This is a genomic window from Zoogloea sp. GW822-FHT05C07, from assembly GCF_058800215.1.
The window spans coordinates 1,395,720-1,420,965 of record NZ_CM179510.1; the positions used below are offsets into that span (position 1 = coordinate 1,395,720).

General features: G+C 68.8%; 25 protein-coding genes. 20 read left to right on the forward strand and 5 right to left on the reverse strand.

Annotated elements, in window-relative coordinates:
* Positions 1-122 precede the first annotated feature (122 nt).
* The 19 genes from AC3QL2_RS06675 (at position 123) to AC3QL2_RS06765 (ending at position 18,371) form a co-directional block, all read left to right on the forward strand.
* Positions 123-1,550, forward strand: a complete 1,428-nt coding sequence (locus tag AC3QL2_RS06675) for a phage tail sheath subtilisin-like domain-containing protein (protein WP_493231668.1) — start codon at positions 123-125, stop codon at positions 1,548-1,550.
* Positions 1,551-1,612: 62 nt separating this feature from the next.
* Positions 1,613-2,005 carry a hypothetical protein gene (locus AC3QL2_RS06680; protein WP_481117436.1) on the forward strand — a complete coding sequence of 131 codons (393 nt, stop codon included), beginning with the start codon at positions 1,613-1,615 and terminating at the stop codon, positions 2,003-2,005.
* 4 nt (positions 2,006-2,009) lie between these two features.
* Positions 2,010-2,852, forward strand: coding sequence for a hypothetical protein (locus tag AC3QL2_RS06685; protein WP_493231666.1), 843 nt, complete (start codon positions 2,010-2,012; stop codon positions 2,850-2,852).
* Positions 2,853-3,712: 860 nt separating this feature from the next.
* Positions 3,713-4,063 carry a hypothetical protein gene (locus AC3QL2_RS06690; RefSeq protein ID WP_493231665.1) on the forward strand — a complete coding sequence of 117 codons (351 nt, stop codon included), beginning with the start codon at positions 3,713-3,715 and terminating at the stop codon, positions 4,061-4,063.
* Positions 4,060-5,100: a hypothetical protein gene (locus AC3QL2_RS06695; protein WP_493231664.1), complete on the forward strand. Its 1,041-nt coding sequence runs from the start codon at positions 4,060-4,062 to the stop codon at positions 5,098-5,100. The genes AC3QL2_RS06690 and AC3QL2_RS06695 overlap by 4 nt, the downstream gene beginning before the upstream one ends.
* Positions 5,101-5,102: 2 nt before the next feature.
* Positions 5,103-5,984 (forward strand): hypothetical protein, encoded by an 882-nt coding sequence (locus tag AC3QL2_RS06700; RefSeq protein ID WP_493231662.1) that lies wholly within the window; start codon positions 5,103-5,105, stop codon positions 5,982-5,984.
* A complete protein-coding gene (locus AC3QL2_RS06705) occupies positions 5,981-6,535 on the forward strand; it encodes a hypothetical protein (RefSeq protein ID WP_493231660.1) in 555 nt (184 codons plus the stop codon). The genes AC3QL2_RS06700 and AC3QL2_RS06705 overlap by 4 nt, the downstream gene beginning before the upstream one ends.
* 5 nt (positions 6,536-6,540) lie before the next feature.
* A complete protein-coding gene (locus AC3QL2_RS06710; protein ID WP_493231659.1) occupies positions 6,541-7,605 on the forward strand; it encodes a peptidoglycan-binding domain-containing protein in 1,065 nt (354 codons plus the stop codon).
* 25 nt (positions 7,606-7,630) lie between these two features.
* Positions 7,631-8,269, forward strand: a complete 639-nt coding sequence (locus tag AC3QL2_RS06715) for a phage baseplate assembly protein V (protein ID WP_493231657.1) — start codon at positions 7,631-7,633, stop codon at positions 8,267-8,269.
* Between the two features lie 16 nt (positions 8,270-8,285).
* Entirely contained in the window at positions 8,286-8,933 is a 648-nt protein-coding gene (locus AC3QL2_RS06720) for a hypothetical protein (RefSeq protein WP_493231655.1), read from the forward strand.
* Positions 8,934-8,947: 14 nt separating this feature from the next.
* Positions 8,948-9,367 (forward strand): contractile injection system sheath initiator, encoded by a 420-nt coding sequence (locus AC3QL2_RS06725; protein ID WP_493231653.1) that lies wholly within the window; start codon positions 8,948-8,950, stop codon positions 9,365-9,367.
* The gene (locus AC3QL2_RS06730; RefSeq protein ID WP_493231652.1) at positions 9,357-10,877 is read left to right on the forward strand and encodes a baseplate J/gp47 family protein; all 1,521 of its coding nucleotides are present in this window, start codon (positions 9,357-9,359) and stop codon (positions 10,875-10,877) included. Before AC3QL2_RS06725 ends, AC3QL2_RS06730 begins: the two co-directional genes overlap by 11 nt.
* On the forward strand, positions 10,870-12,744 hold the full coding sequence (locus tag AC3QL2_RS06735; protein WP_493231650.1) for a hypothetical protein: 1,875 nt from the start codon (positions 10,870-10,872) through the stop codon (positions 12,742-12,744). The genes AC3QL2_RS06730 and AC3QL2_RS06735 overlap by 8 nt, the downstream gene beginning before the upstream one ends.
* A gap of 23 nt (positions 12,745-12,767) precedes the next feature.
* Positions 12,768-13,244, forward strand: a complete 477-nt coding sequence (locus AC3QL2_RS06740) for a hypothetical protein (RefSeq protein ID WP_493231648.1) — start codon at positions 12,768-12,770, stop codon at positions 13,242-13,244.
* On the forward strand, positions 13,244-14,635 hold the full coding sequence (locus tag AC3QL2_RS06745; protein ID WP_493231646.1) for a tail fiber domain-containing protein: 1,392 nt from the start codon (positions 13,244-13,246) through the stop codon (positions 14,633-14,635). The genes AC3QL2_RS06740 and AC3QL2_RS06745 overlap by 1 nt, the downstream gene beginning before the upstream one ends.
* A gap of 11 nt (positions 14,636-14,646) precedes the next feature.
* Positions 14,647-16,044: a hypothetical protein gene (locus tag AC3QL2_RS06750; protein WP_493231645.1), complete on the forward strand. Its 1,398-nt coding sequence runs from the start codon at positions 14,647-14,649 to the stop codon at positions 16,042-16,044.
* 18 nt (positions 16,045-16,062) lie between these two features.
* Positions 16,063-16,278: a hypothetical protein gene (locus AC3QL2_RS06755; protein ID WP_493231644.1), complete on the forward strand. Its 216-nt coding sequence runs from the start codon at positions 16,063-16,065 to the stop codon at positions 16,276-16,278.
* 13 nt (positions 16,279-16,291) lie between these two features.
* Positions 16,292-17,590, forward strand: a complete 1,299-nt coding sequence (locus tag AC3QL2_RS06760) for a hypothetical protein (RefSeq protein WP_493231643.1) — start codon at positions 16,292-16,294, stop codon at positions 17,588-17,590.
* 10 nt (positions 17,591-17,600) lie between these two features.
* Complete coding sequence (locus AC3QL2_RS06765) at positions 17,601-18,371, forward strand: hypothetical protein (RefSeq protein WP_493231642.1); 771 nt, start codon at positions 17,601-17,603, stop codon at positions 18,369-18,371.
* A gap of 74 nt (positions 18,372-18,445) precedes the next feature.
* Here the strand turns inward: AC3QL2_RS06765 and wecB are convergent, their stop codons facing one another.
* The 5 genes from wecB to rfbB form a co-directional block, all read right to left on the reverse strand.
* Positions 18,446-19,555 (reverse strand): non-hydrolyzing UDP-N-acetylglucosamine 2-epimerase, encoded by a 1,110-nt coding sequence (gene wecB, locus AC3QL2_RS06770; RefSeq protein ID WP_493231641.1) that lies wholly within the window; start codon positions 19,553-19,555, stop codon positions 18,446-18,448.
* Between the two features lie 111 nt (positions 19,556-19,666).
* Positions 19,667-20,221: a dTDP-4-dehydrorhamnose 3,5-epimerase gene (gene rfbC / locus AC3QL2_RS06775; protein ID WP_493231639.1), complete on the reverse strand. Its 555-nt coding sequence runs from the start codon at positions 20,219-20,221 to the stop codon at positions 19,667-19,669.
* Positions 20,221-21,102: a glucose-1-phosphate thymidylyltransferase RfbA gene (gene rfbA / locus AC3QL2_RS06780; protein WP_493231638.1), complete on the reverse strand. Its 882-nt coding sequence runs from the start codon at positions 21,100-21,102 to the stop codon at positions 20,221-20,223. The genes rfbC and rfbA overlap by 1 nt, the downstream gene beginning before the upstream one ends.
* Before the next feature lie 14 nt (positions 21,103-21,116).
* On the reverse strand, positions 21,117-22,016 hold the full coding sequence (gene rfbD, locus AC3QL2_RS06785; RefSeq protein WP_493236440.1) for a dTDP-4-dehydrorhamnose reductase: 900 nt from the start codon (positions 22,014-22,016) through the stop codon (positions 21,117-21,119).
* A 13-nt stretch (positions 22,017-22,029) separates the two neighbouring features.
* The gene (rfbB, locus tag AC3QL2_RS06790; protein WP_493240369.1) at positions 22,030-23,088 is read right to left on the reverse strand and encodes a dTDP-glucose 4,6-dehydratase; all 1,059 of its coding nucleotides are present in this window, start codon (positions 23,086-23,088) and stop codon (positions 22,030-22,032) included.
* Between the two features lie 138 nt (positions 23,089-23,226).
* Between rfbB and AC3QL2_RS06795 the strand changes: the two genes are divergently transcribed.
* On the forward strand, positions 23,227-25,239 hold the full coding sequence (locus tag AC3QL2_RS06795; protein WP_493235678.1) for a CHASE domain-containing protein: 2,013 nt from the start codon (positions 23,227-23,229) through the stop codon (positions 25,237-25,239).
* Positions 25,240-25,246 lie beyond the last annotated feature (7 nt).

The window sequence follows — 25,246 nt, forward strand, 5'->3', positions numbered from 1 at the left end:
ACGCCATCTAATCTGATTAATCAGATCGCGAATCGCGGCGCCCACAAAATTAATGACAAAAGCATAAACAGCAGTACAATCGGCGCCGCTTTCCAACAGACAGGATCGGGAGGAGACACCCCATGGCACTGATCATCCCCGGCGTCGAAGTCAAGGTCGTCAAGGAAGTCCTCGCCCCGCAGCTCGCCCCGTCGGGCGTCCTCGGGCTGGTCGGCATCATCGAGAACCCGACCGGCGTCGGTCGGGCAGCCAGTTGGCGCAGCTTCATCGACGGTTTCGGCGCGGCCAGCGCCTTCAGCCTGCCCGAAGCCGCCCAAGCTCTCGGCAACGGGGTCTTCGAGCTGGTCGTCTGCCCGGTTGCCTGCAGCAGCACGGCGAGCGTCAAGGTCCCGGCCGCCACCGGCAACACCGCCGCCTTCACCCTCGTCGCCCGCGCACCGGGGCCGTGGGGCAACGCCATCGCGGTCAGCATCCTGTCGCGCCAGGTTCCCACCGGCAAGAAGCTCGACAGCGGCGAGGATGAAACCCGCACGGTCTTCGACCTCACCGCCCGCTACGCCGGCAGCGATTACAAGGAAGTACACCGCAACCTGTCCGCCGATCCGGCCGACCAGATCCGTAATGCCCGCGACGTGCTCGCCGCCCAGTCTCAGCTGCTGCGCATCAGCGAAGACCGGGACAAGCTCAAAGCCCCCAAGGACAGCCCCGACAGCAAGGACAGCAACGCCGCCGCCTACGCACTGGCCGGCGCCAGCGACGCGGACCCCGACGCCTACCGCCAGGCCCTCGCCCAGCTCGAGAACGAGGCCGACGTGGACATGGTGCTGGTGTCAGTGCAGGACACCAAGGACGCCACCAGGGTCGGCCGCATCTATGCCGACGTGATCAGTCATTGCGACCGCATGAGCGCCCGCAGCCAGGGCCGCATCGGCTTCGGCGAAGTCCCCGGCGCCAGCTCCGCAGAGATTGCAACCGCCGCCGACAAGCTCACCGGTACGCTGGTCTCCGACCGCTTCGTGCTGGTCGCCCCGGCCGGCGTCGTCGGAGCGGTGGCCGGCACCACCGGCAGCCTCGACTACTTCCAGTCCCCCACCTTCAAGCGCCTGTCCGGCCTCGGCGAGCCCGCCCCGGCCCTCGGCGTGGAAGCTCAGCAGGAGCTCCTGCGCAAGAACGTGGTACCCATCGTCGCCCAGCGCGGCCGCGGCATCATCGTGATCCGCGGCCTCACCACCGACGGCGACCAGATTAGCGTGCGCCGGGTCGCCGACCACGCGGTGCGCGGTGTCAAAACCATCGGCGAACTCTTCATCGGCCGCCTCAACAACGAGGAGGGCCGCGGCGCCCTGAAGCAGAAGCTGGTCGAATTCCTCGTCCAGATGCAGAAGGAAGGCGCCATCGTGCCCTCCACCGACGGCACCGACCCGGCCTTCAAGCTCAACGTCTATTCGAGCCAGCAGGACTTCGCCCAGGGCATCGTCCGCGTGGACCTGGCCGTCCGCCCGGTCCGGGCCATCGACTACATCTACGCCACGGTCCTGGTCCAGGTCTGAGCCGAACTCAGCCCGAGCCGCCGTTTTCCCCGTAGCCCCCAGCCTCTCCGGAGAAGCCCGCCATGCCGACCGTTTTTTCCGCCAATCGCTCCAGCGTGCTGGTCGACGGCGAAGCCATCGAAGGCCTGCAGTCCCTGGCCTACCGCGTCGTCACCGAACGTGAGGACATCCGCGCCGTGGGCAGTGACGAGCGCGTTGCGGTGAGCTTCGGCCTGCGCACCGTGCAGGGCGAGATCACCGTCCGTTCGGCCAGCTTCAAGCTCGACGGGCACCTGGACAAACAGGCCCGCTTCCAGCTCGTCGCCAACCTCAAGAAGGACGACGCCGCCGATTCGCCAAAGCGCACGGTCTCCTTCGACGACTGCTACATCGAGGACAAGGCCTTCAGCCTCGGTGCCGGCGGCACCGTCGTCACCGCCTACACCTTCAGCGCCACGCGGATCCGCGAGGAATGAGCCCTTGGGTCCGCTGGAGCTGAACCTCGCCGGCACGGCCTACAGGCTCGACTTCGCGGGCTTCCACCGGCCCCTCGGCGTCGCCACCGACACGCTGGCCGTCACCCTTTCGCCCTGGACTTATCGCCGTCACATGGACACCCTGCGCCTGTGCGCCGCGCCCTCCGCGGCGGGTTTGCGCCTCGATAGCCGAGCCCTCTGCGATGCGGTGCTCGCCGGCGTGGAGGCGGACGATACCGGCCGCCGCACGCTCGCCCCCGTCGCCCTGTGGTGGGCCGCCGGCGGCGACGCCCCCCTCGCCCAGCCACCGGCCGAAGGGGAATGGCTGGTCCTCGGCAGCTACGACAACCCGGCCCGCGCGCGCCTGCGCCCCTGGACCGAGCACCAGCGCCTCGCGGCCCTCGACGCGAGCCTGTCCGGGGAGCACGACGACAGCTGGTTCGACCCGGTACGCTACCTGGAAGGCATGGTCGACGCGTCGGTGGTCACCCTCGACGCCCCCTCCGGCCTGGACGATCTCGACGCCCGCGCCACCGCCCTGCTGCTCCACGCCACCGTCGCCCTCAACGTCATCGACGAAGAAGCCGAGCACCTGCTGCAAGGTGGCGAAGCCGCCCGCCAATGCGCTGCCCGCACGCTGCGGTTGTGCCAGGTGCTGGGCTGGACGCCCACCAAGGTGTGGGCGACGCCCGCCGCCGAGGTGGACCGCCTGCTGCGCATGCTCGACATGCTGCAGCCCGCTGCGCAGACACCCCGCCGCCGCAGCCTGGCCGACCATCCGGACGCCACGGTGATCCGCATCGACGACGACGGTGACGACGAGACCGTGGAAAGGATGTCCCGGTGACGACCGGAACCGAGCTCCTCGTCGCCCGCATTCTCCAGCCCCTGGCCCGCAGCCTGGAGGAGGCGCGGCGGAATCTCACGCTGGAAGTGGACGCAGCTCCGGACGAGGAAGAGGAATACGCCACGCCCCTGTCCTCCGGAACACCCGCTGCGGCCCCCGCGAGCGGGGCGCCCCCGCAGAACACAGCCCACAGCATTCGCTCCTCAAAACAGGAGCTGTCGCCGAACATCGACCGGCCCATCTCCATCCCTGCCGTGATGGATGCATCTCCACTTCCGCCCGCAAGGACAAACGAACCGGCGAACAACGCACGTTTCCAATCAGCTCGTGACACTGCATCCCCCGCAGCGCATCTCCCACAGCCCCTCGGAAAATCAGTCACACAGCACAGGCCTCCCCAGCACACGACACCAACCGACCCGGCGGTTGTGCCTGCCCCCGCGCCCACCTTCCATCACCCTCCCGTCCTTCGGGTTGCTGGCGTGACGGAACACCCGGTAGTCCAACGCGAAGGGGAAGAAACACGTGTGCAGCCACCCGACGAACGGAAGTCCGTTGTGGCGCCTACCTATGCCGGTGATGGCGCAGGACAATCGATCAGGGCTCCCGCGCTGCTGCGTTCCGTTCCGCCTGCGTCCGACTTCGCGGCGGATGCACCCTTATCGACAGACCCGGGGCCCAGTCTGACACCTGTCAGCTCAAGCCCCGCCACCAAGCCAGCCCCTGACTTTCCATCGCGGCGCGACGCCAGCGGACCACCCGCAGCCTCTGCCGGAGAGCCCACGCTGGCCGCCCCCGAGCCTTCCGGCCGACGCCCCAGGCACTGGCGCCTGAAAAGGCCGTTCGGCGATGCGCCCGCGATGCCCTCAGCGCTGGGCGGCGACACGCCGGAAGTGGCGGACACATCACAAACCTCAGCGCCGGCTCCGCAGCCCGTGGCGCCACCTTACCGCAACGCGCCCATCGGACGCGTCGCCGACGCGATGGCCCCCGTTCTCGACAAGGCCTGGCAACTCACCGACAGCAGCCTGCGCGACAGCGACGACAAGCAGACGCCCTCGATGGCCCCCGGCCCGCGCGTCAATAATCACTTCCACGTCAGCGTGGCGCTGGCCAGCGAAAACTCGGCCCCCCGCGACGCGCAGGAACTCGAGACGGCCCTCGTCGCCCTGTTGCGCGATGCGGCCCGCCGCCAGGGGCTGGACGTATGAAGCCGGTCCGCCAGAACGCCTACCAGGTACAGATCGGCAGCGTGCTGGCCAGCAGCAAGGCCAGCGAATCCCACCGCCAGTTGCTGCAGTTGTGCGTCGACCTGAACATGGACGGCCCCGGCGCCGCGTGCTCCATCGAGCTGGCGGACAGCAATGTGGCACCGCCGAGCGCCGGCGACACCGTCACAGTCAAGCTGGATGTCGGCGATGGCGCACAAACCGTCTTCACCGGCACGCTCGCGGAGAGCGCGGCCCGGGCTACCGGCCAGAGCCTCGTTGCCCACGGCGCGATTGCCGAGCTCGGCCGCCACGAAGTGGAAGGCACCTACGACAGCGTGTCCGCCGATTTCATCATCAAGGACCTGATCGGCAAGGTCGGCGCGTCGGCCGGCACCGTCAGCAAGGGACCGGACCTGTCAGGCTGGACGCTGCACCGCGGCCCCACGGCCCTCGGCCACCTGCGCCGCCTGGCCCTGCTGTGCGGTGCCGACCTATATGCGAGCGGCGACGGCAAGATCCACTGCGCGGCCCCCAAGGCGGGTTCCGCCGATCACCGCTTCAAGTTCGGCGAAACGGTGATCCGGCTGGCCATCCAGAAATGCAGCCCAGCCTTCGACAGCATCGAGGTGTGGGGTGAAGGCGCCGCCAGCGCCAAGGGGGCCGACAAGGCCCACTGGCTCAGCACCGACCTGGCCGGCGTCAGCGCCAAGGCCGCTGTCGACAGCGACGGCCAGGTCCAGGCCGGCAAGCTCGGCGCCCGCCCGTTCAGGCTGCGCGAAGGCGCACTGCGCTCCGGCGAATCCGTCGAGGCGGTAGCCAAGGCCTGGGCCACCAGCCTGGCCGCCCGCCTGCTCGGCGGCAGCCTGGAAGTCTTCGCCGCCCCCAAGGTTCAGCCCGGCGACCTCGTTTCGATCGACGGCCTCCCCACCGACCATGCCGCCGCCAGCCTGCTCGGCCAAGGCGGCACGCTGCGCGTCCGCCACGTCCGCCACCTGCTGGATCGCCAGCGCGGCACGCTCACCCGGCTGGGCTTCTGAAAATGAGCGTGCGCATTGGCAAGATCGAACTCACCGGCGTGCAAGACCTGCACACAGAGGAAGCACGCACCCTCGTCGAACAGCGGGTCCCCGAACAGCAAGGCAGCGTGTTCCAGGACCTGGGACGCGAGCCGGTCACCATCCTCATCGACGGCCTGCTGCTCGGCGAAGAAGCCCTGTCGTCCCTCGAGACGCTACGCCAGGCCCATGCCAAGGCTGAGCCCCAGTCCTTCGCGGCCGACCTGGTGGTTGGCACCGATCTCACCGAAGTCATCATCGAAGACTTCAAAGTCCGCCAGGTGGCCGGCTACCGGGACCGCTTCCGCTTCAGCCTGCGCCTGCGCGAGCACATCGAAGCGCCCCAGGCCAGCGACGCCGCGCTGGCCGACGTCGACAACGGCGTCGCCGCCGATGCCGACGCGTGGAGCGACAACAGCCTGGCGGCGGCCGGCGTGCTGCAGGATCCGGCCTCCCTTTCGGCAGCCCTCGCCGCCCAGCCGGCCCTGCTCGACAACCTCGACATGGACGCCCTCGGCGACGCCGTCGCCAACAAGCTCGACAGCCTGGACACCGGCCAGCTCAACGGCGTGCTCGACACCCTCGCCGCCGCCGATCCGGGCAAGGCCAGCGGCTTCTTCGACGCGCTGGGCAAGGCTGGCGCCCTCGGCCCGATGCTGTCCAAGTATGTCCAGGAAGGCGCGGCCTTCCTGAAGCAGCTCGATCCATCCAAGTTCAGCTCGTTGATGAAGGCCTTCTCCGGCGGTCTCGAATTCCTCAACCAGCTCAAGAAAGTGCTCGACGCGGCGGGCCGTCTGGCCGGTGATATCAAGGATCTCAAGCTGCCACCGGAACTCGACCGCATCGTCAAGGGAGGACTGAAGTGAGCAGCGCCGCCGACATCGTGCGCGACCTCGCCGCTCTGGTGCAGGCGCTGGCCGCCCTGCTGGAAACCAAAACCGCCCGGGAGATTCCCAACATCGCCCGCGACCTCGGCGCCCAGCCGCAACTGGCCCAGGGCGTCGACGCGCTCGGCCGGGTGCTCGGCGAAATCCGCGCTGGCGCCGTCCCGCTGCGCCGCACCGCCCTCGATGCCGATGCGCTGGTCGCCCTGCTTGGCTGCATCCCGGGCTTCGTCGGCGGTATCGGCGCGGCCACCGACGCCTCCGGCGACTGGCTGGCCCGCCTCGGCATCGGCCTGGGTGATGCCGCCGGCGCCGCCCGGCAGGTGTCCGGGCCGATCCGCCAGGTGTCCGGCGTGCTCGACATGGGCGTGGAGGTCGCCGAAGGCGCCGTCTCCCTGCTCGCCCCCGCTGAATGGCGCGGCCTCATCAGCGCCCTCGACCATCTTTCCGAAGCCCTCAAGGCCCTCAAGACGCCTGCCCCCCCGACCACCCCCGCCAGCGCCACGCCCGGCGCCGCTCTTTCTGGAGGATAAGCACCATGCCCGACAACACGCCCGTTCCCGCGCCGGCCGCCGACGGCCGCGCCGACAATCCCTTCCGTGCCGTCGCCATCCTGCTCGACGGGGTGCGCGTCGCCCTCGAGAACAGCAAGCGCCAGGACCAGGCACCGCGCTGGGTACGCGTCGTGCGCGTGCGCGAGTTCCGCGACGACGCAATCGCCAAGGGCGTCATGAAGGCTCTCGACGTGCTCACGCTGGCGGTGGCCTACCTGCAGCGCTTCACCCTCGACGCCAACGACCTGTTGATCCAGGGCGACGCCGCCAAGGCCCTCGTCGAGGTCTCCGCCGAGTTCATCAAGACCGCCACCAGCAAGGAATTCATCAACGCCCTCGAACTGGCGGTGGGCCAGGATCCGAGCCCCGACTCGCCGATCCCCGACGTGGCCAACATCATCGACAAGATCGTCCAGATCGCCGACAAGGTGCCCGAACCGGACGACCTGAAAGTCATCGGCGCGTCCCTCTACAAGCTGCTCGGCATCGAGCAGGCACCGCTCGACGAAGCCAAGCTCGGCACCGCCACCGAGAGCCACGTGGTCCTCGCCCACACCGGCACGCTGCGCCTGCTGCAGTTCGGCTTCGACCAGAACTTCAAGCTGCAGAATTTCGGCAAGGGCGCCAGCGTGTCGTCCCTCGACATCAACCGCCTCGGCGCCCGCCGCCTGTGGGAAGCCGGCGCCGACAAGCTGCCGCTCAAGTCGATCGGCAAGTTCGGCGAAGCCCCCGATGTGGAAACCGTGTGGGAGCTCGACTTCTCCACCGACAAGGCCGGCAGCGACGTGCAGGACGCCAACGCGATCCTCGAAGCCCTCGGCTACGTCACCCCCAACGTGGCCGACCGCAAGCTCTTCAGCCCCGAGTTCACCGGCCGCCTGCGCACCTTCCAGCAGCTCAACGAACTGCCGGTCAGCGGCAAGCTCGACAACGCCACCCTCAACCGGCTGCTGCACCTGGACTACGACGCGAAGAACCTCAAGCGGGCCAAGCGCTTCAAGGCCGATGCGCTGCCGAAGGGCTTCGATCCGCTGAAGGCCCCGGCCTGATCCGGCAAACACTGCACACCCGGCCATGAGCGATCCGATCGACATCATCCGCGCGGTGGTCCGCGACGAGCTGCGCAGCCTGCGCCTCGGCGAGCTGGCGGTGGTGACCAGCGTCTTCCCCCACACGGGGAACGACGACGGCAACAACCACGAATGCACGGTCCAGTTGCGCGAAGGTGGCCTTGAGCTGCGCAAGGTCCCCATCGCCACGCCCCATGTCGGCATGGTGAGCCCGCCGCAGGTCGGCGACCTGGTTCTGCTCAGCTACGTCGGCGGCGACCCGAACCGGGCCGTCGTCGTCGGCCGCCTGTATTCCGAGAAGATCAATCCGCCAGTGCACAAAGAGAAGGAATGGCACGCCTTCGCCACCGCGGACGGCGTCAGCAGCTTCGCGATCGACGCCGACGAGTCCTGCATCGTCACCGCCGGCAAAACGGTCGTGACGGTGAAAAAGGACGGCAACATCGAGGTGAAGGGCGAAGCCGACCTGACCATCGAGGTGAAGGGCAAGCTCACGATCAAATGCACCGACTTCACCGTCGACGCATCCGGCAACGTGGACCTGGGCAAGAACGGCGCCGGCGTGATCACCGAGCAATCTCACAAGTGCTACTACACCGGCAAGGCCCTGGTGCCGTCCGGCACCGTCAAGGCCAAGGGCTGACGCGAGGACAACCGACATGCCCGCCCCGACCTCCAGCCAGATCGAATCCCCGGCCAGCGGCTTCCTCAAGGCCGCCGGCCTGCAGGGGGAGGACATTCCCGGCCTCGCCACCGCCATCGCCAACACTACCGGCCAGGCGCTGACGATGTTCCTGTCCCAGGCCATGGTGATGCCCGGCATCCCGGTGGCGGCCGACCCGATCACCGGCAGCGGCGCCACCGCCGGCCCCGGCAAGCTGATGCCGCCGCCGGCCGGCGGACCCGGCGCGTCGCAGCTGGAGGGCCTGGCCGGCGCCCAGTGCCAAGGGCAAGGGCTGCGTGGCGAGGATGCGGACGGCCTGGCGAAGACCATCGCCGGCACCGTCGCCCAGGCCATCAACCTGTTCTGCGCCCAGAGCATGGTGATGCCCGGCATCGCGGTGGCCGGATTCGTCAGCGCCGCCCCGGGCATGCTCCAGCCGGTGCCACTGCAGTCCCCGCTGGAAGGCTTCGCCAATGGCCTGCTCAGCCAGAACGGGCTGCGCGGCGAAGATGCGCCCAAGCTGGCCCAGGCCCTCGCTCAGAGCGTGGACCTGGCCCTCACCCTGTTCGCGTCCCAGGTCCTGGTATCGCCCGGGATTCCCTGCCCGCCTGGCGCCAGCGCCGGCCCCGGACGACTGATGTGAAGGAGGCCACCACCATGGCGACCGCCCCCGACCCGTTCGGCACCGACCTGCGCCTGGTCTTCCCCCGTGAGGAAACCGGCGTCGACCTGGCCCTCGGCCTGCAGGACCTGGAAACCATCGACGGCGTCGAGAACCTGGTCCAGGCCCTGACCCTGCGCCTGCTGGTGGACCGCGGCGAACTGGCCGGCCTCGCCCACCCCCGCTACGGCAGCCGCATCCGCGACCTGATCGGCGAGCCCCTCGACCGCCCCAACCTCGAACTGCTGCGTCGCTACGTACGCCAGGAGCTGCTGCGCGACCCGCGCGTCGAGGAGGTGCTGCAGGTCACCGTCACACCCCACGACGCCCGCCGCGACGGCGTCGACGTGGTCGCCCGGGTCCGCGCCGTCGGCGGCCAGGAAGCTGGCGTGGAGGTACGCATCGATGCCGCTTGACCGGGTCTTCATCAAAAAGGACTTCGCCGAGGTGGTGGACGCCCTGTTGGCCGACATCGGCTCGGGCATGGGCGGCCGCGTGGCACTCACCGACGCCAACGAAGGCAGCGTGGTGCGCACCCTGGCCGAGGCCTTCGCCCGCGAACTGGCGGTCTGCTACGAGCAACTCGATACGGTCTACCGCAACGCCTACCTCGACAGCGCCAGCGGCCCGGCCCTCGACAACGTCGTCGCGCTGCTCGGCATCGAACGCCAGCGCGGCGGCCACCTGGAAGGCACGGCCCTGTTCGGCCGCGGCCAGCCGGCCCCGGAAGACATCCACATCCCCCTCGGCACGCTGGTCGCCGGGCGCGACGTGCCCCTCTTTGCGACCACCGCCAACGCCGTGCTCGGCAAGGGCGAACGCCAGCTGATGGTCGGCGTCCGCGCGGTGGAACCGGGCGGCAACACCGTCAAGGCCAACGCCCTAGCCACGCTGCCGCGGCCGATCGCCGGCATCGACACGGTCGGCAATCCCGGCGACCTGGTCCTCCGCCAGCGGGAGGAAACCGACGACGAGCTGCGCGCCCGCGCCCGCCGGCTGGTGCAGTCCTCCAACACCGGCACGGTGTCGGCGCTGGAACAAGCCGCCCGCAGCCTGGGCATCCAGGAGGTGCAGGTGATGGAGAATCCCGGCGGCAGGCCCGGCGAGGTGGAGGTGATCCTCGGCGACAAGGACATCCCCGCCGACCTGCTCGAAGAGGTGCGCAACCGCCTGGAGGACGTGCGCCCGGCCGGCATCGTGCTGCGCTGCGGGCCGGCGACCCCGGTGTTCGTGCAGGTCACGGCAACGCTGACCCTCAATGCCGAGCTTTCCGAACGGGAACAGAAGGACATCGAGAAACGCCTTGGCGCCACCCTCATCGACTACTTCGGCAAGCTGAAGGTCGGTGAGGCGGTGCGCGAAGCCAAGGTTCGCTCCCTGCTGCTCGGCCATGACGCGATCGTCGGCTGCAGCCGGAGCGGCCAGCGCCCGCTGCTGGAACCCTTCGTGTGGCAGGACGGCAATGGCCTCCAGTCGGTGGCCTACCGTTCCCTGCTCGGCAACGGCGACGTGCTGGCCAGCCCCGGCGAGCGCATCGGCCTGTACCCCGAAGCCCTGCCGCTGCGCCTGAGCATCGAGCCGCCCAAGCTCAATGTGTGGGTGGATGCGAACCTGACCCTCGCCGCCAGCACGCCGACCAACGGCCTGCAGGCACGCGTGACCAGCGCCCTCAAGGATGCCTTTGACAAGGCTACCCGCCAGGCCAGCGAGGACGCGCCGGCGGAGGTCGCCTATGCCACGCTGCGCGCCGCCGTCGCCGCGGTTACCGGCGACAGCGCCCTGGCGCGCCTGCGCGTCACCGTCATCCACGAGCGGGACGGGCTCGCCGAAGAGCTCGACGACGCCAGCGGGCGGGCCCACGTGAGCGTGCGCGAGCAGCACATGCCGCGGACCGTCACGCTGCGCGTGGAGAACGGCGATGTCTGACCCGCGGCGGCGCCGGGAACGCCTGCTGCAGCTGCTGCCACGCATCTATACGGCGCAGCCGGAACGGAGCGCGGTGGCCGCCGTCATCAGCGGTCTGGCCACCAGCCTGGCCCGCCTCGACGACGCGCTGACCCGCGTGCAGTACGACCGCTGGGTCGGCCTGGCCAGTGCGCAGCGGCACGATGCGGACGACGCCAGCGCGGTGGAACAGCTCGGCCAGCTGCTGCAGGTCGCCCGCCTGCCGCCGCGCCTCAACCACGCCGGCTACGACAGACCGTCCCCCGACCGGCTGGAGATCCGCTTCGACCACAGCGCGCCGCGGGACGAAGCGCTGACCGAACTGATCGGCGAAGGCTGGCGGCGCCCGCACAACGGCCGCCCGCCCGTCGATCCGGCGGAAGCCCTCGGCGCCCTGTTCCCCGGCCTCGCCTTCGCGCTCGGCAACGACGAGCTCAGCCTGAGTGTCACCGCCAGCAGCGCAGCCGACACCGATGCCCTGGCGCCCTTCCTGGCTGTGCTCGATCCGGAACCCGGCGAAACCTATCGCCAGCGCCTGCTGGTCACCGCCCGCGTACGCACCGGCGGCTTGACCACCCCGCGGGCGCTGCTGTCCCTGGCAATTGCCGACCTCGGCGCCGAACCCTGCCCGCGCCTGCTGCACCAGCAGGACAGCACGCTCGCCTTCGGCATGCCACCGGGCACCCGCAAGCGCTGCAGCGCCTGCGGCGGCAAGGGCGACATGGCCTGCCCCAACCGCGCCAAGGCCGTCATCGAAGCCTGGCTCACCGAGAACCCGAGCCTGCCGGCCAGCCATGCCGAAAGCGCGCCGCGCCTGCGCCGCCCGTTTGCCATCAGCAATCCGAGCCTGCACCCCGACCGACCGGTGCTGAGCCTCACGATCACCGAACAGCCGGCGGCCTACCCGGCCATCCGCAGCATCGACACCGGCGAGATCACCCTCTACGCGGGCACCGTCAAACCCGGCGAAACCCTGGTGCTTTACCCCGCCGTCACGCCTGCCGAAGCCGCCCCCTTCGACGGCTTCGACGCCCCCGGACACCACGCCTGGCTCAGCGCCCACCTCAACGGGCAGGCGCTGCTGATCGGGCCCGACGGCACGGAACGGGACGTCAGCCACTCGATCTTCTACCTGTGGGGCAACCGCTTCGACGATCCCCAGTCGGCCCTCGGCGCCATGCGCTGCGGCGTGCTCGACCAGCGGGTCCTCACGCCGCGCCTGCAGTGCGGCGGCAACCAATGGATGCTGCTGACTTTCGCCCAGCCCGACGCCGAATTCGCCGACGCCACGACCACCGTCCATACCTCCCGCTTCGCCGGGCACGACGACGTGGGCGGCACCAGCTTCGCGCTGCTCGACGGCTCCATCAGCCGCAGCGACTCCCGCTACGCCTCCATCTTGTTCGAGTCCTTCAGCAAGACCGACACCGGCAGTGCCAGCGAGGAAACCACCGCCAACGCACCGCGCCTGTCCCTGCGCCTCGACTGGATGTCGCGCCCACCGGCCAGCTATCGCCTGCGCATTCCCAAGACCAGCTGGGTCGCCGCCGCCGCCACCCGCGGCGCCCTCAAGCTGCTGCGCAGCGACATCACCCGGGCCACCGCCGCCGGCGTACGGGCGATGGTGGACTTCCCGGAGCCGCCCCGCCGCGAGGACCTGATGCCCGCCGACGGGCTCTCGGTGATCGCCCTAGCCCAGCGCTGGACGGAAGACGCTGCCCCGGAAGACGGAACACTGCAAACCAGCCTCGGCCTGAGCTCGCAAGAGCGCCACGAGCCCGGCGAAGGACGCTTTTCGATGCGGGTGGTGTTCGACACCACCCGCCTGGACTGGAGCCACGCGGGGTGAATCGCCCCGAGGAGTTGAAGAAGATGCCCATGAAGGAATGCCACGGCCTCGCCGGCCGCCTCTCGATCGAACTGCGCGATGCTAGCGGCCGCGTGGTGGAGAAACACCGGATGGACAACCTGATCACCAATGCCGGCCGCAATCTGCTGGCCCGCCTGTTCGCCGGCGCCGCCCAGGGGCCCGAGCTGCGCATCGCCGTCGGCGGCCAGGGCGGCACAGTGAGCCTCGACGACACCGCCCTCGGCGATCCGCTCGATTCGGCCCCGGCCAGTATCCCGAGCATCGCGCTGGCCGACCACGACGGGCAGCAACGCATCACCGCCCGCGTCACCGCCACGCTGCCGGCCTCCGGCAGCGCCGACCCGCAGGCCCTGCAGGAGGCCGGCATCCTGATCAGTCTGCCGGGTGCCGAAGCGGTGCTCTACAACCGCGTGACCTTCCCGCTCATCAACCGGGCGGGCAACCTCGAAATGACGCTAACCTGGGAGGTGATCTTCTGATGGCCGATACACCCGATCCCTATCTCCGCAAGGATCCCGGCGACATCATGCTCGCCGCCGACTGGAACGAGATGCAGGTGCGGGCCCGCAGCGAGCTGCGCGCCCACGACCACACCGGCGATGCCGCCCGTCAGGTCCCCCGCGAAGGCATCCAGGACAAGGCCATCGACGCCAGCAAGATCGACCCGGACATCAAGCTGAGCCTCAAGGAGCTCACCATCGGCGGCCCGCTCAAGGTGACCGGGACCAGCCAGCTCGCCGATATCCGCGCCGCCCTGGCCAGCTTTTCGGGGGCCCGCCTGACCACCACCGGCGACCTGGGCATCGGCACCGACAGCCCCGAAAACGCCGAGGGCTGGAACCGGGTCGCCGACGTGGTCGGCGCCGAGCACGCCAAGCTGTCGGTGCGCGCCGGCAACATCGACGGCCGGCTGATGAGCCATGTGGCCGGCTTCTTCGGCTCCGAACCGGGCATGATCGTCGGAACTAAGAGCCCACACCCGGTCAGCGTCGTCTCCGCTGGCGCGTTACGCCTTCGCGTGCATGCGGCCAAGGCCAGCGACGGTTCCGAAACCCCCATCGTGGACTTCTTTCCGGCCAACAATCCACTGCGCCTGTCGTCATCCTGGACAGGGCAATACGAAGGCACGACGAACGGTGCCGAAATCTGCAACGACACCGTGGTCAACAAGACCCTGATGCTGGTCGGCAACCGCAGTGCTGGCCTCGGTCGCCGCGTATCGGTGTGGGATCGCCTGGAGGTCAACGGCAGCACCTTTTCCCAAGGCATCGACGTCAGCACGGATATCGGCCAGCACATGACTGCCGACGGCACCTTCTACCGCTGGCAGGGGCAGGTGTACATCAATGTGGATGACAACCTGTACATCCGCGACAGCAACCGTGGCATCCGCATGCACTTCGACACCATCAACGGCGTGTTCAAAACCGACGTGCTGCGCCTGGGCGACAAGTGGCGGCTGTCGGGCACCGGCGACCACGAGGCCAACGACGACTGGCTGCGGCTCAAGAACGTGGCCAACAACGCCTACTGGGGCGGCTTCGCCGCGTCGAAAATGTGGACCATGCAAGGCCAGTATCAACAGTCGGACCAACGCCTGAAATGCAATATCCAGGAGATCGACCGGGCCCTGCCCCGGCTGAACCAGCTGCGCGGCGTCAGTTTCAACTGGAAGAGTGACGCCTCGCGGGAAGTCCTCGGCCTACTCGCCCAGGACGTCGAGGCGGTCCTGCCCCAAGCCGTCAGTGAAGGCCCCGACGGCTGGAAGGGCATCGACACCTCGGCGGTGGTGGCCCTGCTGGTACAGGCCGTGAAGGAGCAGCAGGCGATGATCGACGACCTGCGCAGCGCCCTTCCGCTGCGCAACTGACGGAGCGCCCCATGGCCGAACGCCCCGATCCCTACGTGAAGCGCAGCGCCGGCGACATCATCCGCGCCGACGACTGGAACGAAGCCCAGGTGCAGGCCCGCGAGGCGCTGGCCGGCCACGATCACGGCACCGGCAACGGCACCCCGATCCCGCGGGAAGGCATCCGCGAAAAAGCCATCGACGGCAGCCGCATCGACCCGGCCGCCAGCGTCACCGTCCAGAACCTCGAAGTACGCGGCAGCCTCAAGCTGAGCACCCATGACCTGACCACCCAGATCAATGACATCCTCACCAGTCTCGGCAACGCGCTCGGCCGCAGCGGCGGCGCGATCAAGGGCAGCCTGTCGGTCAGCGAGCGCCTGACGCTGGGCAGCGAGCGGGCGCCGAGCAGCCGCCTGCAACTGGGCAACCTCACCGCCATCGACGCCGGCGGACGCACCGAGGCGTGGACCAACCTGGGCTCCAACGCCTACTACGACGGCGCCTGGAAACGCATCGACAGCGGCAAGGCCGGCGTCAACCTGCACATGAACCCGGACGCCGACGGGCAGGAGTTCCGCTTCCTGCGTGTCGAGGCCGATGGCGGCAACCAGCGCAACATCGCCACCCTCGGCAGCAAGGTGTGCGCCATCACCGAGGCCAGCGTCGGGATCGGCACCGGCGCACCGGCCGCCCGCCTGGACGTGCGCGGTGCCATCCACGCCGGCGGCTCCGACCTCTACTTCACCGAGACGGGCCACCGCCACACCGGCTTCGGCAACCGGGCCGGCTATGCTGCCCTCGAGAACGACGGCGGTGACTACAACGCGCTGATGATCCTCGGCCGGTCCACCGGCGGGCCGCTCGGACGGGTCGTGAAGATCTGGGACAACGTGTTCATCGCCGGCAACCTGGGCACCCACGGCTTCTCACCGACCCCCAAGACCCCGGGCTGGGGCGGCGGCATCCACACCTACGACATCGAGGCCGAGGCCACCATCTGGGCGCGCAACAACGTGCAGACCGGCAACCGCGACCTCGCCGAGAACTTCGATACCGTCGAGGCGCTGGAAGCCGGCGACGTGGTCAGCCTCGACCCGGACGGCAACGGCATGCTGCGCTGTCGGCGCAGCCAGGACCCGCTGGTCCTCGGCGTGGTGTCGTCCCAGCCGGGCCTGCTGCTCGGCGCCGACCCGGCCCGGCGCCTCCCACGCCCCGGCGAATACCCGGTCGCCCTGTCGGGCCGGGTGCCCTGCAAGGTCAGCGGCGAGAACGGCCCAATCCGCCGCGGCGACCTGCTGACCAGCGCCAGCCTGCCCGGCCACGCGATGCGCGCCGATGACGCCCCCGTCGGCACCACCATCGGCAAGGCCCTCGACGCCTTCGACGGCGAGCAGGGCCTCATCGACATTTTTGTTTTCCTCCGCTGACCCTCCCCGCAGACCATCATGAAAAACCAACTCGAAGCCCGCCTGAGCGAACTCCGCGACGAATACGACGCCGGCACCAAGGTACTCGCCGACCTGCAGAAGAAGCAGGACGAACTGCGCAGCACACTGCTGCGCATCAGCGGCGCCATCCAGGTGCTGGAAGAAGTGCTGGCTACCGAAACCGCCGCCGACGCCAGCGGCGAGGCCAACGGCCCACGCCTGGTCGCTAACTGAGCGCAGGCCCTCCATGGACGGATCGGTGACGCTCTGCGGCCCTGACGGCCAGCCGGCCGGGAAACGGCAGTTCACAGCCGCCGACGGTCTCAAGCTCACCGTCGGCGTGCCCCCCGGCCGCCGCCTGGCCAACGCCCGTCTGCTGCTGGCGGCCGCGGACGGCGGCGTCCAGACCATCCAGCCGGCGCTGCAGAGCGACGCCGGCGACAAGAACTTGGACGGCAATACCGCCGTCGCGCTGCGCTGGGCCACCGCGGACTGGGGCGAGGAGCGTGCGGTCATCGGCCTCACTGTCATCGCCGACAACCCGCCGCCCAGGAACGGGGTGCGCGCCCGACTCTTCAAGCGCGGCAACTGGCTGCCGGTGATGCCCCTCGACACCCTGCCCACCGGTAGCCGCCAGGGTTTTCCGCCGCAGAGCGCCAGCTGCCTGAGCGTGGAAACCCTCGTCGAAGGCAAGGTCGGCGACACGGCCACTGGCGTCCTCATCCCCGGCACGCTGTCGATCAAGCAGCTCAGCATTCACCTCAGCCAGCAACCCTGCGGCCTGACAGTGGCCGTGGACGACGAAGCCCCGTTCTTCACGCCGGACGGGCCGCTGCCGCTCACGCCCACCGAAGTGGGGGGGCTGGCCCGGGCCCTGAACCGCTACCGCAGCGACCATCCGCAGGCCACCAGCCTGCCGCTGCTGATCCATTCCGCCGGCCACCAAGCCTTCGTCGTGTCGGCGTTCGAGGCCGAACTGGAGGCCCTTCCGCCACCACCGACACAGCCCGTTCCAGGCCCCGGCCCGGCGGATACGCCACGCCCCGGCGAACAGCCCTGGCTCCCGGAGGGCCAGGGCAGCACGGCCCTGGCCCAGCTGTGCGATAGCCGCCACGCGGCGGCCGTCGTGTTGCCACCCGTAGAGAGCGGCGTACTGTCGAGCATCGCGCTGCGCCTGCGCCCCCTTGGCAAAGCCACGCGGGGACAGCTGAGCATCCACCGGGCGACCGGCGCCCTGCCGCAGGACAGCCCGGTGCTGACCATGGACTTCGAACTGCTGGCGGACGAGCCATCGGCGGCGGCCCCGAGCTGGCTGACGGCACGCCTTCCCACACCGCAGGCCCTCGCCGACGGAACCTGGTGGCTGGTCTGCCGGGTGCGCGAAGGCGCCGTGCTGTGGTACGCCGACCCGGAGCGGCCGCCACGGGTGACGGACAGCCGTTACCAGACGGCTGACGGCCCCTGGCTACCCCTCGACGGGCCGGGTAACGCCCCCTGGCTGCAACTGCGGGTCGGAGTGCTGGACACGGCCCCGGCCCCCACCTGAGGACGATCCCATGCTGGGAGCCCTGGAAAACCTGCTGCTGCCCGCCCTGCGGCAAACCTTCGGCGCCGCCCAGGATCTGCAGGGCGGTCCGGCCATCGCCCCTTCCCAGGGGGACAGCCGCGTCGCCCTCCACGCCACCCGTCTACGCCGGCCACGCAGTACTGCGGACGGCGACGCAGCGCCGACCCGGGATCCAGCCCGCCTGGGCTGGCAAGGAACACTGCTAAGCGATGCGGCGCATCCGCTGGATTTTCCGCTGCCGGTCGAGGCTATCGGCGATCTGGCCGAAGTGCAGAGCCCGCCAGGGCGGATCCTGTCCGCCGGCGACGCCTACCTGCTGGATGGCCGCACGCTGCGCTTCTTCCGGCCCCCGCCGGGGCAGGTGGTCGCACGCACGCGTGGCACGCGGAGCGCCGGCTACCGGGAGCGCGGCGAAGGACGCATCGATCTGGAACTGCGGGCCTGGGCGAAGGACCGGGATAGCATCGACACGCTGCTGGCGCGCAGCCTGCAAACCGTGCTGGCCACCTTCGAATCCCTCAACGTCATCGACCTGACAGGCGCCGCGCCGGGCTTCGGACTACGCATGACCCGCCTGCGCGTCGAACTGACGGACGTCACCCGCCACTTCGATACAGCTGCGCCGGCCTGGCTGCTCGGCGTGGCCCGCTGCCGGCTGCACGGAGAGCTGGAACTCGCACTGACGCTGGGTGCGCCGGAAGAGGAAGGACGGATCGCCGACGTGGCGATCCAGTTGCACAGCCCATCGAAAGTGGGCTGAGGACGGGCTGACAAGAAAAAGCGGCAACTCCGTGCCCGGAGCTGCCGCCTTGGAGTGGCGCCTTCGGATGCCGCTCAGGACTCCAGCAGGCGGTCCAGCTCGGCAACGGTACGTTCGGCGGCCTTGCCGTCCCACAGCAGCGGACGCCGCCCGTGCTTGCCCTGGCCGGCCAGCACCTTGGCCGCGTCTTCCAGGATGCGGGCCGGGTCGGTACCGACCAGCACGTTGCTGCCCTCGTCGATGGTCACCGGACGCTCGGTGTTCTCGCGCAGCGTCAGGCAGGGCACGCCCAGCGCGGTGGTTTCCTCCTGCAGGCCGCCGCTGTCGGTCATGATCAGCGCCGCGTCCTTCCACAGGTTGAGGAACTCCATGTAGGACTGGGGCTTGGTGAGCACGACGTTGGGGCCCAGGTCGAGACCGAACTTTTCCAGGTTGCCGCGGGTGCGCGGATGCACCGGGAAGATCAGCGGCAAGTCGGCGGCGATCTTGGTCAGTGCGCCGGCGATGCCGCGCAGGTTGGCCTCGTCATCCACGTTGGACGGGCGGTGCAGCGTCACGACGCCGTAGCGCGGATACTTCGCCTTCAGCGCCTGGGTTTCGAGGCCGCTCTTGTCGGACGCGTCGAGCTTGTCGCGCTGGAACAGCAGGTTGTCCACCATCACGTGGCCGACGTGGAAGACCACAGCGGGGTCTTTGCCTTCCTTCAGCAGGTTGTCGACACCGGCTGGCTCGGTACAGAAGAACCAGTCGGAGATGCTGTCGGTGACGAGGCGGTTGATCTCTTCCGGCATGCGCATGTCGCCGCTGCGCAGACCGGCCTCCACGTGGGCCACCGGGATATTCAGCTTCTTGGCGTCGATGGAGCAGGCCAGCGTGGAGTTCACATCCCCCACCACCAGCACGCAATCGGGGCGTGCCTGCTGGCAGATCTCCTCGAAGGCCACCATGATCTTGGCGGTCTGCGTGGCGTGGCTGCCGCCGCCGGCTTCCAGGTGATAGTCGGGCTTGGGAATCCCCAGCTCGTCGAAGAACACGTCGCTCATCTCCCGGTCGTAGTGCTGGCCGGTGTGGACGATCTTGAACTCGAAGCGGTCCGCCCGGGCCTGCAGGGCCCGCACGATCGGCGCGATCTTCATGAAATTGGGGCGCGCGCCGGCGACGAGGTAGATCAGCGAACGGGACATACGGAGACTCCACGGGCAAAAGATGACAGGGGCACATTATCGCGCGCGCCCCACGAGGCAAACAAAGAAATAGTTGTCAGGCGACCAGCACGACAGCGCGCCAAACAAAACTCAGGCAAAAGTCTCGCACTCGGCCAGCACCTTGCCCGCCTGATCCTTGGCCGACAGCAGCGGCGCGCCGTCCAGTTCATGCAGCGGCCACGCGACACCCACCGTCGGGTCGTTCCAGGCCAGGCTGCGCTCGAACTGCGGGGCGTAGTAGTCGGTCGTCTTGTAGAGGAAGTCCGCCGACTCGCTGAGCACCACGAAGCCGTGCGCGAAGCCCGCCGGCACCCAGAACTGGCGGTGGTTGTCTTCCGACAGCTCGACGCCTTCCCACTGCCCGAAGGTGTCCGAGCCCTGGCGCAGGTCCACCGCCACGTCGAAGACGCGGCCCTTGACGACCCGTACGAGCTTGCCCTGCGGTTGCTGGATCTGGTAGTGCAGGCCGCGCAGCACGCCCTTCCCGGAGCGGGAGTGGTTGTCCTGCACGAAATCCACGTCGAGGCCGGTGGCCTCACGGAAGCCGCGGGCGTTGAAGCTTTCCATGAAGAAGCCGCGGGCATCCCCGAAGACTTTCGGTTCGAGGATCAAGAGGCCCGGGATACGTGTCGGGGTGACCTGCATCAGAACACCTTCTCTTCGAGGATGCGCAGCAGGTACTGGCCGTAGCCGTTCTTGGCGAGCGGGGCGGCGAGCTTTTGCAGGTGGGCGGCGTCGATCCAGCCGGCACGCCAGGCGATCTCTTCGGGGCAGGCAATCTTGAGACCCTGGCGCTTTTCGATGGTCTGGATGAACAGGCTGGCGTCGAGCAGGCTTTCGTGGGTGCCGGTGTCGAGCCAGGCGTGGCCGCGGCCCATGACCTGCACGTCGAGGGCGTCCCAGTCGAGGTACTGGCGGTTGACGTCGGTGATCTCGAGCTCGCCGCGCGGGCTGGGCTGGATGGACTTGGCGACGTCGACGACACGCTGGTCGTAGAAGTAGAGGCCGGTGACGGCGTAGCGGCTCTTGGGGACCTTGGGCTTCTCTTCGAGGCTGATGGCGTGGCCGTGGGCGTCGAATTCGACGACGCCGTAGCGCTCGGGGTCGGTGACCGGGTAGGCGAAGACGGTGGCGCCGTCTTCTTTCTGGGTGGCGGCGCGCAGGTCGGCGGCGAGGTCGTGGCCGTAGAAGAGGTTGTCGCCGAGCACGAGGGCGCTAGGATTATTGCCGACGAAGTCTTCGCCGATCAGGAAGGCCTGGGCGAGGCCGTCGGGGCTGGGCTGGACGGCGTACTGGAGGTTGAGGCCCCACTGGCTGCCGTCACCGAGCAGTTGGGTGAAGCGCGGGGTGTCCTGGGGGGTGGAGATGATCAGGATGTCACGGATGCCCGCCAGCATGAGGGTGCTGAGGGGGTAGTAGATCATCGGTTTGTCGTAGACCGGGATGAGCTGCTTGGACACCGCCAGGGTGGCGGGATGGAGCCGGGTGCCGGAGCCGCCGGCGAGGATGATGCCTTTGCGTTGCATGGTGGGGTCCTGGGTCAGTTCGGGAGGATTTCGGTGAGCATGCGTTCGACGCCCTGCTGCCACGCGGGCACGGTGAGGCCGAAGGCGGCCTGCAGCTTGCGGGTGTCGAGGCGGGAGTTGGCCGGGCGGGCGGCGGGGGTCGGGAAGGCCGTGGTGGGCACCGGGCGGATCGCGTCCAGCGCGACCTTGAGCGGGATGCCGCGGGCGCGGGCGAATTCGATGACGTGGCAGGCGTAGGCGTGCCAGGTGGTCTCGCCACCGGCGACGAGGTGGTAGAGGCCACCGAGGTCCGGGTTGGCGAGGGTGGCGCGGGCGGCGTGGGCGGTGACGTCGGCGAGGAGCTCGGCGCCGGTGGGGGCGCCGTGCTGGTCGTCGATGACGGTAAGCGCATCGCGTTCGGCGGCAAGCCGGAGCATGGTCTTGGCGAAGTTGCCGCCGCGGGCGGCGTACACCCAGCTGGTACGGAAGATGAGGTGGCGGCAGCCGCTCTGGCGGATGAGGTCTTCGCCTTCGAGCTTGGTGCGGCCATACACGGACAAGGGGCCGGTGGGCGCTTCTTCCGTGCGCGGGGCATCACCGCTGCCGTCGAAGACGTAGTCGGTGGAGTAATGGACCAGCAGCGCACCCTGCCTTGCCGCTTCGCGGGCGAGGACGCCCGGCGCGAGGGCGTTGAGCGCACGGGCGAAGTCGGGTTCGCTTTCGGCCTTGTCGACGGCGGTGTGGGCGGCGGCGTTGACGATCAGGTCGGGGGCGACGGCGTCGACGGTGGCGGCGAGACTGTCGGGGTCGGCGAAGTTGCCGGAGAGGCCCGGCGCGCCGTCGTGGTCGAGGGCGATGACCTCACCCAAGGGGGCGAGGCTGCGCTGCAGTTCCCAGCCGACCTGGCCGTTCTTGCCGAAGAGGAGGATCTTCATCGGGGGCGTCCTTTCAGCGGGCGGTGTAGTTCTTTTCGAGCCACTCGCGGTAGGCGCCGCTTTGCACGTGGGCGACCCAGTCCTGGTGCGCGAGGTACCACTCCACCGTTTTGCGGATGCCGGTCTCGAAGGTCTCGGCCGGGCGCCAGCCGAGTTCGCGTTCGATCTTGCGGGCGTCGATGGCGTAGCGGCGGTCGTGGCCGGGGCGGTCGGCGACGTAGGTGATCAGGCGGCTGTAGCTGCCGGCGGGGTCGGGCTGGAGTTCGTCGAGCAGCGCGCAGAGGGTCTTGACGATGTCGATGTTGGGTTTCTCGTTCCAGCCGCCGACGTTGTAGACCTCGCCGGGGGTGCCGGCGTCGAGGATGGCGCGGATGGCGCTGCAGTGGTCGGTGACGTACAGCCAGTCGCGGATCTGCTGGCCGTCGCCATAGACGGGCAGCGGCTTGCCGGCCAGGGCGTTGGCGATGATCAGCGGGATGAGCTTCTCGGGGAAGTGGTATGGCCCGTAGTTGTTGGAGCAGTTGCTGGTGGTGACCGGCAGGCCGTAGGTGTGGTGCCAGGCGCGCACGAGGTGGTCGGAGGCGGCCTTGCTGGCGGAGTACGGGCTGTTCGGTTCGTAGGTCTTGGTTTCGGTGAAGGCCGGATCGTTCGGGCCGAGGGAACCATAGACCTCGTCGGTGCTCACGTGGTGGAAGCGGAAGGCGGCCTTGGCCTCGCCTTCGAGGCCCTGCCAGTAGGCACGGGCGGCTTCGAGGAGGGTGAAGGTGCCTTCGACGTTGGTGCGCATGAACTCGCCCGGGCCGTGGATGCTGCGGTCCACGTGGCTTTCGGCGGCAAAGTGGACGATGGCGCGGGGCTGGTGTTCGGCCAGCAGGCGGTCGATCAGGGCGCGGTCGCAGATGTCGCCGTGCACGAACACGTGCCGGGCGTCGCCCGCCAGGGAGGCCAGGTTCTCCCGGTTGCCCGCATAGGTCAGGGCGTCCAGATTGACGACCGGCTCGTCACGCGTTGCAAGCCAGTCCAGTACGAAGTTGGCGCCGATGAAGCCGGCGCCGCCGGTTACGAGAATCATGGATGTCCTTGGATAAACTATTCAGCCGGGATTATGACAAACTCAAGCTCTTGCGGCACCTGCCGCAACGGCGGAGCAGTGGATGCTCGACGAGTCGTTTCGATTATCTCACCCCAACAAAAACACACGTGTGCACGCGTGGAAGAAAATACCTCGCCCTACCCGGCGAATGCCGTCGGGGTCGGGGATTTCCGGCATGATGGCAAATGCCCGCACGTCGTTGAAGAGGACAGGATGCTGCGCTACCTGCAGCCCGCGATAATCATCCCCACGCTGATCGCGCTCATCCTGGGCACGGTCGCTGGCGGCATCGCGTGGCAGCGCATCGAAACCGGCCATCAGGAAACGCAACAGCGGGCCTTCAATGCCGAAACGAGCGAAATCGCCCTGAAGATCGACGAGCGCTTCAAGGCCTATCGGCAGGTGCTGCGCGGCGCCCGGGCCCTGTTCGCAGCCTCCCGCGAGGTGACACGCGAGGAATGGCGACAATATGTGGATGCCCTGCGCCTGCCGGAAGACTATCCCGGCATCCAGGGGGTCGGGTTTGCCGTACCCGTACCGGCCACCGAGGTAAGCCGCCACGAGCGGGAGATGCATGATCAGGGCTTCGTGGACTATCAGTTGGGCCCGCCGGGGCCACGTGCCGAATACACCGCCGTCCTCTATCTGGAGCCCTTCGACTGGCGCAACCAGCGGGCCTTCGGCTTCGACATGTACGCAGAGCCTGTGCGCCACACCGCCATGGCGCGCGCGCGCGAACTGGGGACACCAACCCTGACTGGCAAAGTCAGGCTGGTACAGGAAACCGCGACCGACATCCAGGCCGGCGTCCTGCTCTATCTACCGGTCTTCCGGCGCGACTCGACGCTGACTACCCCGGCCCAGCGGGAAGCCGCCTTCATGGGCTGGGTTTACAGTCCCTTCCGCATGAACGACCTGATCACCGGTACCCTCGGGGATGCCGCCCCCCGCGTGCACCTGCGCATCTACGACGGCCATGACCCGACACCGTCGGCACTGCTTTTCGACAGCCACCCCACACTGCCGGAGCAGGGGGCACGACGCAGCCGCAGCACGCTAGAAATGGATAACCGGGTATGGACACTGGTTTTCAACAGCACACCCGAACTCGCCGCAATGCCCTCCGAATGGCGCCTGGAGCAGGCGACCATCATTCTGGTCACCGGCCTGTTCGTGCTGCTGACCGTCTCCTTCTGCGCGGCCCGCCAGCGGGCGGTCGAACTGGTCCGCATCAGCGCCTCCCTGCGCCGCAGCGAAGTCCGCTACAGCACGCTGGTCAATCTGTCCGAGGACGGCATCGCCGCGCTCGACGCCCAACTGTGCTTCACCTACCTGAACCCTCGCCTCCTCAAGCTCCTAGGCTTCCCGGAAACGGAATTGCTCGGCCGCCGCTTCGACAGCACGTGGCCCACCGCGGACGCCAGCCGCAGCCAGGCCCTCATCGAACACCTGCGGCACGGTGAGGCCGTCGCACGGGAAGAACAGCTGCACAACGCCGACGGACGGCTGATCACCGTCATCGTCACCCACGCCCCGCACATGGATGAGGCCGGAATACTGCAGGGCGCCATCCTGACTATCACCGACATTTCCGAGCGCAAGGCCGCCGAGGAACGCATCCGCTACCTGGCCACCCACGACCCGCTGACCGGCCTGGCCAACCGGGCCATGTTCATGGAGCAGATGAACAACAGCCTGCTGATCGCCCACCGCCACCGGACGCGCTTCGCGCTGCTCTTCCTCGACCTGGATCACTTCAAGGCGGTCAATGACAGCCTCGGCCACGCTGCCGGCGACGCGCTGCTGCAGGAAACGGCACGCCGCATGCGCCACTGCCTGCGCGCCAGCGATCTGCTCGCCCGCCAGGGCGGCGACGAGTTCCTGGCCCTGCTGCATGACATCCACGGCATTGACGAAGCCTTTGCAGTTGCCGACAAGATCCGCCGCTCGATCGGCGCCCCCTTCGAGCTGGACGGCCAGTCCTGCTCCGTGTCGGTGAGCATCGGCATCGCGCTGTACCCCGACCACGGCCAGGACCTGGAAACCCTGACCCGCAACGCCGACGCCGCCATGTACCGCAGCAAGCTGGGCGGCCGCGACGGGACCACGGCATCGGCCGACACGCCCTGAGCGCGCC

Excerpts from the sequence above, each read along its gene's own strand:
- AC3QL2_RS06675 (WP_493231668.1), top strand. The coding sequence starts at position 123 with ATGGCACTGATCATCCCCGGCGTCGAAGTCAAGGTCGTCAAGGAAGTC.
- AC3QL2_RS06680 (WP_481117436.1), top strand. The coding sequence starts at position 1,613 with ATGCCGACCGTTTTTTCCGCCAATCGCTCCAGCGTGCTGGTCGACGGC.
- AC3QL2_RS06690 (WP_493231665.1), top strand. The coding sequence starts at position 3,713 with ATGCCCTCAGCGCTGGGCGGCGACACGCCGGAAGTGGCGGACACATCA.
- AC3QL2_RS06695 (WP_493231664.1), top strand. The coding sequence starts at position 4,060 with ATGAAGCCGGTCCGCCAGAACGCCTACCAGGTACAGATCGGCAGCGTG.
- AC3QL2_RS06700 (WP_493231662.1), top strand. The coding sequence starts at position 5,103 with ATGAGCGTGCGCATTGGCAAGATCGAACTCACCGGCGTGCAAGACCTG.
- AC3QL2_RS06710 (WP_493231659.1), top strand. The coding sequence starts at position 6,541 with ATGCCCGACAACACGCCCGTTCCCGCGCCGGCCGCCGACGGCCGCGCC.
- AC3QL2_RS06715 (WP_493231657.1), top strand. The coding sequence starts at position 7,631 with ATGAGCGATCCGATCGACATCATCCGCGCGGTGGTCCGCGACGAGCTG.
- AC3QL2_RS06720 (WP_493231655.1), top strand. The coding sequence starts at position 8,286 with ATGCCCGCCCCGACCTCCAGCCAGATCGAATCCCCGGCCAGCGGCTTC.
- AC3QL2_RS06725 (WP_493231653.1), top strand. The coding sequence starts at position 8,948 with ATGGCGACCGCCCCCGACCCGTTCGGCACCGACCTGCGCCTGGTCTTC.
- AC3QL2_RS06730 (WP_493231652.1), top strand. The coding sequence starts at position 9,357 with ATGCCGCTTGACCGGGTCTTCATCAAAAAGGACTTCGCCGAGGTGGTG.
- AC3QL2_RS06735 (WP_493231650.1), top strand. The coding sequence starts at position 10,870 with ATGTCTGACCCGCGGCGGCGCCGGGAACGCCTGCTGCAGCTGCTGCCA.
- AC3QL2_RS06740 (WP_493231648.1), top strand. The coding sequence starts at position 12,768 with ATGCCCATGAAGGAATGCCACGGCCTCGCCGGCCGCCTCTCGATCGAA.
- AC3QL2_RS06745 (WP_493231646.1), top strand. The coding sequence starts at position 13,244 with ATGGCCGATACACCCGATCCCTATCTCCGCAAGGATCCCGGCGACATC.
- AC3QL2_RS06750 (WP_493231645.1), top strand. The coding sequence starts at position 14,647 with ATGGCCGAACGCCCCGATCCCTACGTGAAGCGCAGCGCCGGCGACATC.
- AC3QL2_RS06755 (WP_493231644.1), top strand. The coding sequence starts at position 16,063 with ATGAAAAACCAACTCGAAGCCCGCCTGAGCGAACTCCGCGACGAATAC.
- AC3QL2_RS06760 (WP_493231643.1), top strand. The coding sequence starts at position 16,292 with ATGGACGGATCGGTGACGCTCTGCGGCCCTGACGGCCAGCCGGCCGGG.
- AC3QL2_RS06765 (WP_493231642.1), top strand. The coding sequence starts at position 17,601 with ATGCTGGGAGCCCTGGAAAACCTGCTGCTGCCCGCCCTGCGGCAAACC.
- wecB (WP_493231641.1), bottom strand. The coding sequence starts at position 19,555 with ATGTCCCGTTCGCTGATCTACCTCGTCGCCGGCGCGCGCCCCAATTTC.
- rfbC (WP_493231639.1), bottom strand. The coding sequence starts at position 20,221 with ATGCAGGTCACCCCGACACGTATCCCGGGCCTCTTGATCCTCGAACCG.
- rfbA (WP_493231638.1), bottom strand. The coding sequence starts at position 21,102 with ATGCAACGCAAAGGCATCATCCTCGCCGGCGGCTCCGGCACCCGGCTC.
- rfbD (WP_493236440.1), bottom strand. The coding sequence starts at position 22,016 with ATGAAGATCCTCCTCTTCGGCAAGAACGGCCAGGTCGGCTGGGAACTG.
- rfbB (WP_493240369.1), bottom strand. The coding sequence starts at position 23,088 with ATGATTCTCGTAACCGGCGGCGCCGGCTTCATCGGCGCCAACTTCGTA.